The organism is Klebsiella sp. WP3-W18-ESBL-02 (genome assembly GCF_014168815.1).
Lineage (GTDB): Bacteria > Pseudomonadota > Gammaproteobacteria > Enterobacterales > Enterobacteriaceae > Kluyvera > Kluyvera ascorbata_B.
This window is the reverse complement of sequence record NZ_AP021972.1, coordinates 2,677,381-2,690,121: the sequence shown is the minus strand read 5'-3', so window position 1 is coordinate 2,690,121 and position 12,741 is coordinate 2,677,381. Positions and strand designations below refer to the sequence as shown.

Below are 12,741 nucleotides of genomic sequence, written 5' to 3'. Positions count from 1 at the left end.
GCTGTGGATTACTGTGAATCCGGCAGGGCGTAAGCAATGATATAGTCACCGCGATCCGGCGACTGACGAGCGCCCCCGGCGTTAATCACGATGTACTGCTTACCGGTTTTCGGCGACACGTAGGTCATCGGGCCGGACTTGCTCCCCACCGGCAGACGATCTTTCCAGATTTCTTTCCCGGTTGCGGTATCAAACGCGCGCAGGTAGAAATCCTGGGTACCGGCGAAGAACAGCAGACCAGACTGTGTCGACAGCGAGGCGCCCAGCGTCGGCATGCCAATGGGGATTGGCATGTGCATACGAATACCCAGCGGGCCGGTGTCCTCTACGGTACCCACTGGAACCTGCCAGACAATCTTACCGGACTTCAGGTCCACCGCGGACAGGGTGCCAAATGGTGGTTTCTGGCATGGGATCCCCAGCGGTGACAGGAAACGTTCGCGCATCGCACCGTATGGCGTGCCATCCATAGGCACAATCCCCATCTCAATCCCGCTGGCGTCTTTAGCAACGTTGGCGCGCGGCACCATATAGTTTGCCAGACCCAGGCGCATATCGTTGACGAACATCAGACTATTGTTTGGATCAACCGATACGCTGCCCCAGTTCATACCGCCGAGGGATCCCGGATACTGCAGCGAGCGGTCAACGCCCGGCGGGGTGAAGATGCCCTGATGGCGCATTTCTTTAAACTGGATGCGGCACAGCAGCAGATCGACCGGGGTAGCGCCCCACATATCGGACTCTTTCAACGTGTCATTACCGATCATCGGCATACCCACAGAGTACGGTTGGGTGGGCGAGTAACGCTCTCCCTGCACATTGCCTGCCGGTACCGGGCGCTCTTCGACTTTCGCGACCGGTTCGCCGGTTTCTCGGTTGAGCATAAAGATCATGCCCTGTTTGCTGGTTTGCACCAGTACCGGCGTAGTACCACCTTTGCCGTTCGGCAGGTCGTACAGCAGCGGCTGAGACGGCAGGTCGAAGTCCCACAGATCGTGGTGAGTTGTCTGGTAGTGCCAGCGAACTTTACCGGTCGTGGCATCAACGGCAACGATTGACGAGCTGTACTTATCGTCCAGCGCGGTACGTTCACCTGCCCAGAAGTCCGGCGTCGCATTACCGGTGGGCAGATACACCAGGTTTAGCTTCGCGTCATAGGACATCGCGGACCAAACGTTCGGCGTCCCGCGCGTGTAGGTTTGGCCTTCCGGCGGCAGTCCGGTCAGATTCGGGTTGCCAGGATCCCACGCCCACGCCAGTTTGCCGGTGCGTACATCATAAGCGCGTACGACACCCGGCGGTTCACCGGTAGAGAAGTTGTCGGCAACGCGGCCGCCAACCACCACCACATTTCCCGCCACCAGCGGCGTCGAGGTTTGCTGGTAGTAGCCCGGTTTGATTTCACCCATCCCGACGCTCAGGTCCACGGTGCCGCGGTCGCCGAAGTCTTCGCACAGCTGGCCGTTATCGGCGTTGATGGCGATCAGCCTGGCATCGGTGGTCGGCAGGAACAAGCGGCGTGGACAGGCGGCGGGTTGCGCAGAAGACTGAGGTGAGGTGAGTGCGGTCGTGTCTTCAAAGTAACCCAGTCCACGGCAGCGCTGCCAGTTCGGCGCGGTGGCTTTCGCATCATAGCGCCACTTTTCTTTACCGCTATCGACGTCCAGCGCCAGTACCTTGCTGTACGGCGTGCAGACGAATAGCGTATCGCCGATTTGCAGCGGCGTATTCTGATCTTCCGCGCCGGAACCGTTGCTGAGCGGAATATCGCCAGTATGGGCCGTCCAGGCTACCTTCAGCTGATTAACGTTTTGCTTGTTAATCTGATCCAACGCAGCAAAACGATCGCCGTGAGTAGTATTGCCCCAGTGTGCCCAGTTTTTCTGCGCTTCACCCGCTGCCACCGGTTTCACCGGTACCGCCTCGTTGGCGGATACCAGCGTCTGCGGTCTGAACATACCGCCTACGCTTGCCAGCAGGGCAACGGCGAGCACGGCCGCCAGGCCAAACGCGGGCCCTTTACGTGCAGGTGCCGTCGTGGCCATAAACGGCCACACCAGCGCGCAAAGCAGCGCCAGTACGCCAAAGGTAAAGAGGCGGGAAAACAGCGGCCAGAAATCCCAGCCCGCATCGCCAATTGACCAGATAATTGCCACGATAAACGCCAGTGCGTAAAGCATAATCCCGGCGCGGCGCTGGCGCGCGATCAGCACAGCGCTGACGAGCATGACCAGCCCCATCAGGGCAAAGAAGACCGAGCCACCCACGGCGGCGAGTTTCGCCCCCAGCGCGCCGATTGCCAGACCGACGATCGCCATCAGCCCAATAAGAAGCCACTGCAGGATTCGCGGGAATCCTCGCGGCACGTTGCCAGTAGACATACTGTTCTCCTTACGACAGCAGATATTGCACACGGCTGAACCACATGGGGTATAAGTTCCGTATTTTTATTTTGAATGAAGCGAGTACCTGTTTCTAAGTGAGGGTTTTAGTTCTCATGTGAAACCAGTTGTGAACCATTTGGTTAACTGGTGACTATGATAGATCTGTTAAAATGCATTGCGCAATTGTTAATAAAAGATTTCGCATTATTTGCGTATTGGTCTTGGTTCGGTGATGCGCACGACCGCAGACGACCAAGCGGATATTGTCTACCCCACAGACACGGGCCGCGAAAAGCGTTGTGCAGAAAAGTCCGTCTATGAACCCAATCGCCGCATTCAAAACGTAGAAATAAAAATGTGTAAATATTATTAATCCCGCCGGATAAAAAATAATTTAATAATATTCATGGTGTGAATGATATGAGCGGGATAAATATTTTTTCCAGATGGGTCTATAAAACATTTTACCGACTGACGCATTCTGAAAAATACGATCACAATAAAAATCTTTGGCCCTATTTTAAAGTCCAGCGTAAGCCCTGCGGAATGATTCAAAACGTTTATTTTAAAAATAGTCGATTGAACCACATTGATATTGAGGCGCGAGCCAGAAATAAACCACTGCTGATTATGGCCTCCGGGCCGTCGGTCAATCGTATCCGGGGTGAGTTTTATGATGATTATTTCGACTATATGGGCGTTAACGGCGCCTGTGCCCTGACGCCGATAAACTTTCGTTGGTATGTGATTATCGATCGCAGTTTCATTATCAATAAACTTGATTTTATTAGGGAAATTGTTGGCGTGTCCGATCTGGTGTTGTTCTGCCCGTGTAAATGTCTGGAGGCTATCTGCTCGTTGATTCCGCCTTCGCGCATTCGCTGTCAGTTTAAAATTATTGAAACGATCACCAATGCAATGTGTGAAACCTTTCTGGGGAAAGCCTACCCGGTAGAACCGAACGATGGCGAATATCACTGGTTTAATGAAACAGGATTCTCTGCTCATTTATCTCGTGCGGTATTTGATTATGGTACGGTCGCTTATCCCGCGCTACAAATAGCCTGCGCCTTAGGCTATAAGCATATTTATTTTGCCGGACTGGATATGAACAGTTTTCATTCGCCTCGTTTTTATGAGCAGGCTGATAATATATTATCAACGCGCCTGCAGCGCGATTTTGATAAAATAACCCGGGCTTTTACTGCCGCACATTCCTATTGTGATAAACATGATATTAATGTAGTGAATTTATCGACGGAGAGCGCGGTGACGGTTTTTCCCCGACAATCCTGGGAAACGGTGATAAAGAGACGCTGAGCGCGTGGCCTGCCGGGAGCAGGCCAGCGGAGGCCGATCAGGAGGGAACGGCCTTTCGCACCGCGCTCAGCAGCGTCTGTGCGCCGGAGGAAAGCGGCATATCTACGCGGGTCAGAATGCCAATGGGCTCGCCCTGGCCCTGGGTCGCAATCGGCAAGGCGGTGAGCGTACCGCGTCGCAGGTCGTCTTTTACCGCACCCGAAGGAACAAACCAGATGTAGTTGTAGTCAACCGTGAGCTGGCGGGACAGCGATGCAGACAGCGTTTCAATACAGCCAGCAGGCATTTTGCAGCCCTGGCTTTGTAGCAGGGTCTCGGCGTTCTGGCGCGGCACGGTGCCTTTAGGTGACACAACGACCGGCCACTCCAGCACCCGACTCAGGGTGATGTTTTCATGCAAAATCGGATGATCCGGGCGAACCACCAGCTTCAGCGATTCAAGAAACAGCAGTTCGTAGTTCAGCCCGGTCATCAGTTCAGGATCGGACATACGGCCAATGCCGAGGTCAATATCGCCGGACTTCAGCGCCGCCAGCAGCATGGTGTTGTTCATGGTCGCCACCTGCAGCGTGACGTCTTTTTGCTGCTGGTGAAATGGGCCGATTACCGCAGGCAGCACGCCCAGAGCCGCAGTGGGTAGCGCGCCAATGCGCACCACATCATTATTAACACCTTCTTTACGTACCAGCGCCTGTCCGGCGGTGTTCAGCGCGTCGAGCACTTTCACCGCATGGGTCAGAAATTGTTCGCCCACTAAGGTCAGCTGCGCGCCGAGGCGGCCGCGTTCAAACAGGCGGGTACCGGTAAGCTGTTCGAGTTCATTTAAGGTCTTAGAAAGCGCAGGCTGGCTAAGATTAAGGGTTTCAGCCGCTCGCCCCAATGTTCCTTGCTGGGCGACGGCCACGAAAGTGTGCAGATGGCGCAGACGAATGCGCTGACTAAAGAGAGCATTTTTTTCCATAAGCGATGTTTAAAACAGAGCAGCATGGGTGACAAGTAATGTTGTTTAATTTTGATAACTTGCTAGCAAATTATTATTAACATTTGTGCGGTTTAACAGACAAGCGTTTTGTTGCAGGAAGAAAGGAAACCCGGCGTGGCGATCCTCGCCGGGTGCGATCGTGTCGGCCTATTGCTCACCCGCGCGCAATCGCGGCGAAGGGGCCGCCATCAGACGTCAAAGAAGACGGTTTCTTTTTCACCCTGCAGATAAATATCAAAGTGATAGACCGTTTCGTTGCCACGGCTCTCTTTTCGGCCAATCAAGGTCTGACGGCGAACCTCCCATTCGATCAGGTTGAGCACCGGATCGCTGGCGTTCGCTTCTTGTTCGTCAGAGAAGTACATGCGCGTATTCAGGCCAATGTTAATGCCGCGCGCCACGATCCACAGATTGACGTGCGGTGCCATCATGCGTCCATCGCGGCCGACCGCCTGACCCGGCTTGATGGTGTCAAAACGCCAGACGCCGCTGTCAAAATTGGAGCAGGCGCGGCCCCAGCCGCGAAAATCGGCGTCCAGCGCTTTGCCTTCCTGATGGTCGGCGACATGGTTATAACGCCCGTCGGCGTTGGCCTGCCAGATCTCAATCAGCACGTCGCGCACCGGGGTGCCTGAGCCGTCGAAGACGCGTCCTTCAATGGCAATGCGTTCGCCCGGCGTGTGGCTGTTGGTCAGCGTGGGACCAAAGTTTTTCTCGAAAATATGAAAGCCGGCAGCGTCCGGCGCAAGGCCAATATGAACGTATGGCCCGGCGGTTTGTGAAGCGGTTTCCGGTAAATAGTCTTTCATCGTGCAGCCCCCTGGGTACGATTCTCAAACAGCGTGGCGCGCTGGCCGCGTAGCACCAGATCAAAACGGTACGCCAGGCAGTCGAGCGGCACGGCGGCATGGGTATCAAGTTCAGCAATCAGCGTGCGGACGGCGTCATCGTTGTTAATGGTTTTGACGATGGGGCACTGCTTGATGAGCGGGTCGCCTTCAAAGTACATCTGCGTGATCAGTCGCTGGGCGAACGCCTCGCCGAAGATCGAAAAGTGAATATGTGAAGGACGCCAGTCGCTGACCTGATTACGCCACGGGTACGGGCCCGGCTTGATGGTGCGGAAGAAGTAGTAGCCATTTTCATCGGTCAACACTCGCCCGCAGCCGCCAAAATTTGGATCAATCGGTGCCAGATACTGATCTTTCTTATGCCGATAGCGTCCGCCGGCGTTGGCCTGCCACACTTCAACCAGCGTATTTTTCAGCGGGCGACCAAAGCCGTCGCGGACATAGCCGTGCACGATAATACGCTCGCCGATCGGCAAGCCATCTTTGGCGTAGTTGAGGATCAGGTCGTTATCCAACGGGCCTATATCCTGCTGAGAAAAGACCGGGCCGGTGATTTCTGACAGCGAATTTTGCAGGGAAATAAGCGCGTTACGCGGTGAACGCAATACGCTGGTTTTATAGCCTGGCGCATAGGCCGGCGGGTGATTGTTGTAATCACGATGAATCACTTCTTGCGATGACCATTTTGTGCTCATAGGTGGCTCCGTGTAGGGTATTTTATTATTGCCGCACTCAGTGTGTGTAAATGCATTGTTAATTAATAGTGAATTTAAGGTGTATTTTAAATAACCTCTGGTTATGGCAACGCCAGAGTTAACGGTGGAATTTATGCAGTCGCCGGGATCACACTTTGTAAATTCTTACCGCACGGCGTTATGCGCTTACCTACACTGCAAATAGAGTCACAGGAGGCGAGATAACATGGCGCATACCCTTTCAGCAGATGATATTCGGGAAGATTTTTCGCAAGCAATGTCGGCAATGTACCAGCAGGAAGTCCCGCAATATGGCACTTTGTTAGCGCTTGTTGCTGACGTAAATCTGGCGGTGCTGGAAAATAATCCGCGCTTACATGAACAGCTGGCCAACGCCGATGAACTGGCGCGCCTGAACGTGGAGCGTCACGGGGCTATCAGGGTGGGAACGGCGCAAGAGCTGGCGACGCTGTGCCGCATGTTTGCCATCATGGGGATGTACCCGGTGGGGTATTACGATCTTTCCGTGGCGGGCGTGCCGGTGCACTCCACCGCTTTTCGTCCGGTTGATGACGCGGCGCTCCAGCGTAATCCTTTTCGTATTTTTACCTCGCTGCTGCGTTTGGAGTTGATTGACGACCCGGCGCTGCGTGACAAAGCGGCGCGTATTCTTGCCCGACGCGATATCTTCACGCCGCGCTGTCGGGCGCTGATGGCCCTTCACGACGAGCAGGGTGGCTTGACCCCGGCACAGGGGCAGGAATTTGTCCGTGAAGCGCTGGAAACCTTTCGCTGGCATCACCACACGACGGTCGATAAAGAAACGTATCAGGCGCTGCATCAACAGCATCGGCTGATTGCCGATGTGGTGTGTTTTCCCGGCTGTCATATTAACCATCTGACGCCGCGTACCCTGGATATTGACCAGGTACAGTCGCTGATGGCGAAATACGGCATCGAACCGAAAGCGGTGATCGAAGGGCCGCCGCGTCGCGCGGTGCCGCTGCTGCTGCGCCAGACCAGCTTTAAAGCCCTGGAAGAACCCGTTTCCTTCGCCGGTGACGCCAGCGGCACGCACACGGCGCGCTTTGGGGAAATAGAGCAACGCGGCGTGGCGCTGACACCTAAGGGACGGGCATTGTACGACCGGCTGTTGAGCGAGGCGGGTGTGGGAAAAGATAACCTTAGCCATCAGCAGCATCTACAGGCCGTGTTCAAAGCGTTCCCGGACAGCGAATTTCTGCTGCGCCAGCAGGGGCTGGCCTGGTTCCGCTATCGTCTGACCCCCAGCGGCGATGCGCATCGCCAGGCCATTCGTCCCGGCGACGATCCGCAGCCGTTTATTGAACGCGGCTGGGTTATCGCACAGCCCATCACCTATGAAGATTTTCTGCCGGTCAGCGCCGCCGGTATTTTCCAGTCCAATCTCGGCGGTGAATCGCAGACGCACAGCCATGGCAACGCCAGCCGCGGCGCCTTTGAAACGGCGCTGGGAAGGCCGGTACTTAACGAGTTCAGCCTGTACGAAGAGGCGGAGATGCGCAGCAAACGGCGTTGCGGTTTGCTCTGAAACGGTTAATCTGCAAAGGAATAATGTAAAAAGGATGAACACCGATGCAGAATGCCGCAACGCGCGTAGAGACCCGTCAAGGATGGCTATCAGGACGAGTGGATGACGATATTCATGTGTGGTGCGGTATTCCCTATGCCGCGCCGCCCGTGGGGGCGCTTCGCTGGCGAGCGCCCCGGCCGGTTGCGCCGTGGCAGGGCGTTCGCCCGGCCGAGACTTTTTCTGCCGCCAGTTGGCAAAATGGGGAATACTGCCAGGAACTGGGGGGCGGCGATCCGGGGCGTTTCTCGGAAGATTGTCTCTATCTCAACGTTTGGGCACCCGTAGAACGTTCCGGCCCGCTGCCGGTGATGGTCTGGCTGCACGGCGGCGGATTTACCATCGGTTCTGGCGGGCTGCCGCCATACGACGGTAAAGCGCTGTCCAGACGCGGCGCGGTGGTGGTGACCCTGAATTACCGGCTTGGGCATCTGGGCTTTTTTGCGCATCCGGCGCTGGAAGGCGAAGACGGCGAGCGGCTGTATAATTTTGGCCTGCTCGATCAAATCGCCGCGCTGCGCTGGGTACAGGAGAATATCGCCGCGTTCGGCGGTGACGGTGACAACGTCACGTTATTCGGCGAATCCGCTGGCGCCCGCAGCGTGCTATCGCTGATGACCTCACCCAAAGCTGAAGGGCTCTTCCATAAAGCCATCATTCAGAGCGGCTACACGTTGCCGGATGTGCCGCGTGAAGCCGCATTGGCTCGCGGTGAAAGGCTGGCGGAACATTTTAATCTCGCCAATGCGTCCGCCGACAGACTGCGTGAAATTCCCGCCGAGGCGTTCTGGCCGCTAGCCGCGCCGCATACCACCGGCCCCGCGCCCATTGCGGGCGATGCGGTGCTGCCGCAGCCGATGCTTGACGTGTTCTTCGCCGGTAAACAGCACGCGATGCCGGTACTGGTTGGCTCCAATAGCGATGAAGCCAGCGTTATGGCGGTGTTCGGCGTCGATCTTGCCGGTGAAATCCAAAAACTACGCCGCGAGCGCCGCCTGGGGCTGGGATTGATTCGGCTACTGTATCCGGGCGTGAAGGCGGATGAAGCCCTAGGCCGTGAGGTGTGCCGGGACATGGCCTTTACCACCCTGGGTTACGTTGTGATGCAGGCGCAGCAGCGGATTAATCAACCGTGCTGGCGCTACTGGTTTGACTATGTTGCCGAGGTTGAACACGCCACTTATCCCCACGGCGCCTGGCATGGTAACGAGGTGCCTTACGTGTTTGATACGTTAGGGCACATTTCCCCCTCCTGTGACTATGCCACGCAAGACGATCTGGCCTTCGCCGCGCAGGTTGCCGACTACTGGGTACGCTTCGCGCGTGAAGCCAGCGCCGCGCACGTTGTGCTGGCGGGGCCGGTACGTTGGCCTGCAGCGGTGCGCGGCCGGGATCGCCTGTTGCGCATTGGGCTGCATAAGCGCGCCGGATTTCGCGTTGAAAACCGCTTTATGCGCGCGCGACTGGCGCTGTTCAAACGCGTAATGAAACACCATGTGAACCTGGATTAGCAGATTTTATTGCCTGACCAATTGGATTATCAGTGAATTTTGTCTAGAGTGGGCGGCAGTTAACACGCGCATTTTTTTGCTGCATTCCGATGATAAAAAGGACGCTTTGCCAGGCATGAACCGCAGACACTTTCTCAAATCTTCAATGGCTGTTGCCGCCGTGTGCGGTACTTCCGGTTTTGCATCGCTTTTCTCTCAGGCCGCGCTGGCGCAGGAGTCCGATATTGCCGACGGCCAGACGCGTCGCTTTGATTTCGGCGTGCTGCAATCGATGGCCCACGATCTTTCCCGTCAGCCCTGGGTTGGCGCGCCGCGCGCGCTGCCGGAAACCCTGGCCAACCTGACGCCGCAGGCTTACAACAGCATTCAGTACGATGCGCAGCACTCTCTGTGGAATAACGTCAACGATCGCCAGCTGGATATCCAGTTCTTCCACGTTGGAATGGGTTTCCGTCGTCGCGTGCGCATGTTCTCACTCGATCCGGCCAGCCAGCAGGCGCGTGAAATTCATTTCCGCCCTGAGCTGTTCCAGTATCACGACGCCGGTGTCGATACGAAACAGCTGGAAGGGCAAACCGATCTCGGCTTTGCCGGGTTCCGCGTGTTTAAAGCGCCGGAGCTGGCGCGCCGCGATATCGTCGCTTTCCTGGGGGCAAGCTATTTCCGCGCCGTAGACAGCACCTATCAGTACGGTCTTTCCGCGCGTGGTCTGGCAATCGACACCTACACGGATTCGCTGGAAGAGTTCCCTGACTTTACCTCCTTCTGGTTTGAAACCGCGAAACCGGGCGATACCACCTTCACCGTCTATGCGCTGCTCGACAGCGCCAGCATCACCGGCGCGTATAAATTCGTCGTGCACTGCGAGAAGGCGCAGGTGATCATGGACGTGGAAAACCACCTCTATGCGCGAAAAGATATCAAACAGTTAGGTATCGCGCCGATGACCAGTATGTTCAGCTGCGGTAATAACGAGCGCCGCGTCTGTGACACCATCCACCCACAGATTCATGACTCCGACCGTCTGGCGATGTGGTTGGGCAACGGCGAGTGGATCTGCCGTCCGTTGAATAACCCACAGAAGCTGCAGTTCAACGCCTATCAGGACAAAAACCCGAAAGGTTTTGGTCTGCTGCAGCTGGATCGCGACTTTACCCACTATCAGGATGTCATGGGCTGGTACAACAAACGCCCGAGTCTGTGGGTTGAGCCGCGCAATCAGTGGGGAAAAGGGGCCGTCAGTCTGATGGAAATTCCGACTACCGGCGAAACGCTGGATAACATCGTCTGCTTCTGGCAGCCGGAAAAGCCGATGAAGGCGGGCGACCAGCTCAACTTTAGCTATCGCCTGTACTGGAGCGCGATGCCGCCGGTTCGTTCGCCGCTGGCGCGCGTGCTGGCCACGCGTACCGGGATGGGCAGCTTCCCGGAAGGTTGGGCGCCGGGGGAACACTACCCGGACAAATGGTCCCGTCGTTTCGCCATTGATTTCGTCGGCGGTGATTTGAAAGCCGCCGCGCCGAAGGGGATTGAACCGGTGATCACGCTGTCCAGCGGTGAGGCGAAACAGGTTGAAATCCTGTACGTAGAACCGTTTGACGGTTACCGGATTCTGTTCGACTGGTACCCGACTTCCGATTCAACCGAACCGGTGGATATGCGCCTGTTCCTGCGCTGCCGCGGCGAAGCGATCAGCGAAACCTGGCTGTATCAGTACTTCCCGCCAGCGCCAGATAAGCGTCAGTACGTTGACGACCGCATTATGAAATAACGCCCCTGGCCCGGCCGAGCTTTGCCTGGCCGGGTTTTCTTCCCGAGTGAGAACCTAACATGACCCGCGTTGAAACGATCGTGGTATCGGACGCCATCACCCTTCAGGCCGTTAATGAAGGCCATATTACCGATCTTCACCAGATGGTGCTGCGCAACCGTGACTGGCTGCAGCAGACGCTGAACTGGCCGCAGTTTGTGAACAGCGAGCAGGACACCCGCCAGAACGTGCAGGGCAATATGATGCTGCACCAGCGCGGCATCGCGAAAATGTTTCTGATTTTTGTCGACGGCAAAATGGCGGGCGTGCTGTCATTTAACCAGATTGAACCGTCGAATAAGACCGGGTATATCGGCTACTGGCTCGATGAAGCCGCGCAGGGTAAGGGGATTCTGTCGGCGTCGTTACAGGCGTTTATTCGCTATTACGTGGACCGCGGCGAAATCCGCCGCTTCGTGATCAAATGCCGGGTTGATAATCTGCGCAGCAATCAGGTGGCACAGCGTAACGGTTTCCAGCTGGAAGGATGTTTACGTCAGGCCGAGTTTCTTAACGATGTCTTCTACGATCAAAACCTCTACGCGCGAATTATCGAACAGTCTGATTTATAGCGCACCGAACAGCGGGGTGCGGGTGATACGCTGCGCGCCGCTAATCGCTTTACGCCCGCGCAGGTGGATGGCCTCACCCGGCAGCGCTTCTACCACCACGCTGTCGCCAATATCAATGTGATACTCGATCAGCACATCGCCCTCGATACGCGCGTCGCCCTGAATCACGACGTGATCGTCCAGCAGAATCGGCCCGCCGCGGAGCCGGGCATTTCCGCCGACCCTGACATGATGCTTCAGCACGCAGTTGCCCTCGATGACCGCGTTTTCTGCCACCTGCGCACTGTAGCGAAGAGTGGGGATCGCATCCTCACCGTGTCCGGCGATGATACGCGCGTTGCCGTAAACCCTGGCGCAGTCGCACACCCAGATGTTGTTCGCCTCATTGCCCTCTAACCGTGCGCGGTCATAGATCTCTGCCCGGTGTTCGATAAAGGCGTGACACAGCGACGCATCACCGTAGATTTGCGCCTGGTGCACAACCCGGCAGTCGGTTAAACGGGCGCGATCGTAGATTTGCAGCGGCAGATCGCTGTCAGCGGTCAGGCCCTTCGCGCCGACAATCTGGCACTGTTCGCCTATGTAGGCACTGCCAAACAGATGGCAGTGGCCGTGAACCCTGGCCCCTTTAACGATGACGTTCTCGCTCAGCCGCGCGCCGTGGCTGATACGACTGGCACATACCCGTACGTTGCCGCCAATGGCTGCCTGATGGCTGACTTCGCAGATCTGCGTCAGCCGCGCGTTGCCGGCGACGGTTGCGCCCGCATAAACGAGGCTATTTTCATCGTAAATCCAGCAATCGCCTTCGTGACTTAACGCCTGCTCATCCGCAATCCACCCCCCCAGGCTGCCGGCGGCGACATCGGCAAAATCACGCAGGGCAATGATTTGCCACACCTGTACGCTCTCCCGAGCACCAGGCTCGCCAATTTGCACGCGACGGGAATTCTCACTGAGACGGTACTTTTTCATGGTGGCCTCTGACCTGGCGGATACCTTAA

10 protein-coding genes are annotated in these 12,741 nt (G+C 56.6%); 5 read left to right on the top strand and 5 right to left on the bottom strand.

Annotation, left to right across the window (positions count from 1 at the left end; genetic code table 11):
* Nucleotides 1-8: 8 nt before the first annotated feature.
* The gene (locus tag H7R56_RS12940) at nucleotides 9-2,384 is read right to left on the bottom strand and encodes a membrane-bound PQQ-dependent dehydrogenase, glucose/quinate/shikimate family (RefSeq protein ID WP_106929136.1); all 2,376 of its coding nucleotides are present in this window, start codon (nucleotides 2,382-2,384) and stop codon (nucleotides 9-11) included.
* A gap of 423 nt (nucleotides 2,385-2,807) precedes the next feature.
* Between H7R56_RS12940 and H7R56_RS12935 the strand changes: the two genes are divergently transcribed.
* Nucleotides 2,808-3,707: a lipopolysaccharide core biosynthesis protein RfaZ gene (locus tag H7R56_RS12935; protein ID WP_106929134.1), complete on the top strand. Its 900-nt coding sequence runs from the start codon at nucleotides 2,808-2,810 to the stop codon at nucleotides 3,705-3,707.
* Nucleotides 3,708-3,744: 37 nt separating this feature from the next.
* Here the strand turns inward: H7R56_RS12935 and H7R56_RS12930 are convergent, their stop codons facing one another.
* The 3 genes from H7R56_RS12930 to pcaH all read right to left on the bottom strand — a co-directional run bounded on the left by H7R56_RS12930 (nucleotide 3,745) and on the right by pcaH (nucleotide 6,235).
* The gene (locus H7R56_RS12930; RefSeq protein ID WP_106929133.1) at nucleotides 3,745-4,668 is read right to left on the bottom strand and encodes a LysR substrate-binding domain-containing protein; all 924 of its coding nucleotides are present in this window, start codon (nucleotides 4,666-4,668) and stop codon (nucleotides 3,745-3,747) included.
* Nucleotides 4,669-4,877: 209 nt separating this feature from the next.
* Nucleotides 4,878-5,498, bottom strand: coding sequence for a protocatechuate 3,4-dioxygenase subunit alpha (gene pcaG / locus H7R56_RS12925; protein WP_106929131.1), 621 nt, complete (start codon nucleotides 5,496-5,498; stop codon nucleotides 4,878-4,880).
* Complete coding sequence (gene pcaH / locus H7R56_RS12920; protein ID WP_106929129.1) at nucleotides 5,495-6,235, bottom strand: protocatechuate 3,4-dioxygenase subunit beta; 741 nt, start codon at nucleotides 6,233-6,235, stop codon at nucleotides 5,495-5,497. Before pcaH ends, pcaG begins: the two co-directional genes overlap by 4 nt.
* A gap of 226 nt (nucleotides 6,236-6,461) precedes the next feature.
* On the opposite strand from pcaH, the gene H7R56_RS12915 reads away from it, so the two are divergent.
* The 4 genes from H7R56_RS12915 (at nucleotide 6,462) to rimL (ending at nucleotide 11,737) form a co-directional block, all read left to right on the top strand.
* The gene (locus tag H7R56_RS12915; protein ID WP_106929128.1) at nucleotides 6,462-7,805 is read left to right on the top strand and encodes a 2-oxoadipate dioxygenase/decarboxylase HglS; all 1,344 of its coding nucleotides are present in this window, start codon (nucleotides 6,462-6,464) and stop codon (nucleotides 7,803-7,805) included.
* 44 nt (nucleotides 7,806-7,849) lie between these two features.
* Nucleotides 7,850-9,355, top strand: coding sequence for a carboxylesterase/lipase family protein (locus H7R56_RS12910; protein WP_182928272.1), 1,506 nt, complete (start codon nucleotides 7,850-7,852; stop codon nucleotides 9,353-9,355).
* A 115-nt stretch (nucleotides 9,356-9,470) separates the two neighbouring features.
* On the top strand, nucleotides 9,471-11,126 hold the full coding sequence (locus tag H7R56_RS12905; protein WP_106929124.1) for a glucan biosynthesis protein D: 1,656 nt from the start codon (nucleotides 9,471-9,473) through the stop codon (nucleotides 11,124-11,126).
* A 59-nt stretch (nucleotides 11,127-11,185) separates the two neighbouring features.
* Nucleotides 11,186-11,737 (top strand): 50S ribosomal protein L7/L12-serine acetyltransferase, encoded by a 552-nt coding sequence (rimL, locus tag H7R56_RS12900; RefSeq protein ID WP_106929123.1) that lies wholly within the window; start codon nucleotides 11,186-11,188, stop codon nucleotides 11,735-11,737.
* Here the strand turns inward: rimL and ydcK are convergent.
* Nucleotides 11,732-12,712: a YdcK family protein gene (gene ydcK, locus H7R56_RS12895; RefSeq protein WP_106929121.1), complete on the bottom strand. Its 981-nt coding sequence runs from the start codon at nucleotides 12,710-12,712 to the stop codon at nucleotides 11,732-11,734. The two genes, rimL and ydcK, sit on opposite strands and share 6 nt — an antisense overlap.
* Nucleotides 12,713-12,741: the final 29 nt, after the last annotated feature.

What these genes read in the sequence shown, in the direction of transcription:
- H7R56_RS12910 (WP_182928272.1), top strand. Translation starts at nt 7,850, where the DNA reads ATGCAGAATGCCGCAACGCGCGTAGAGACCCGTCAAGGATGGCTATCA.
- H7R56_RS12930 (WP_106929133.1), bottom strand. Translation starts at nt 4,668, where the DNA reads ATGGAAAAAAATGCTCTCTTTAGTCAGCGCATTCGTCTGCGCCATCTG.
- H7R56_RS12935 (WP_106929134.1), top strand. Translation starts at nt 2,808, where the DNA reads ATGAGCGGGATAAATATTTTTTCCAGATGGGTCTATAAAACATTTTAC.
- H7R56_RS12940 (WP_106929136.1), bottom strand. Translation starts at nt 2,384, where the DNA reads ATGTCTACTGGCAACGTGCCGCGAGGATTCCCGCGAATCCTGCAGTGG.
- pcaH (WP_106929129.1), bottom strand. Translation starts at nt 6,235, where the DNA reads ATGAGCACAAAATGGTCATCGCAAGAAGTGATTCATCGTGATTACAAC.
- ydcK (WP_106929121.1), bottom strand. Translation starts at nt 12,712, where the DNA reads ATGAAAAAGTACCGTCTCAGTGAGAATTCCCGTCGCGTGCAAATTGGC.
- rimL (WP_106929123.1), top strand. Translation starts at nt 11,186, where the DNA reads ATGACCCGCGTTGAAACGATCGTGGTATCGGACGCCATCACCCTTCAG.
- H7R56_RS12905 (WP_106929124.1), top strand. Translation starts at nt 9,471, where the DNA reads ATGAACCGCAGACACTTTCTCAAATCTTCAATGGCTGTTGCCGCCGTG.
- pcaG (WP_106929131.1), bottom strand. Translation starts at nt 5,498, where the DNA reads ATGAAAGACTATTTACCGGAAACCGCTTCACAAACCGCCGGGCCATAC.
- H7R56_RS12915 (WP_106929128.1), top strand. Translation starts at nt 6,462, where the DNA reads ATGGCGCATACCCTTTCAGCAGATGATATTCGGGAAGATTTTTCGCAA.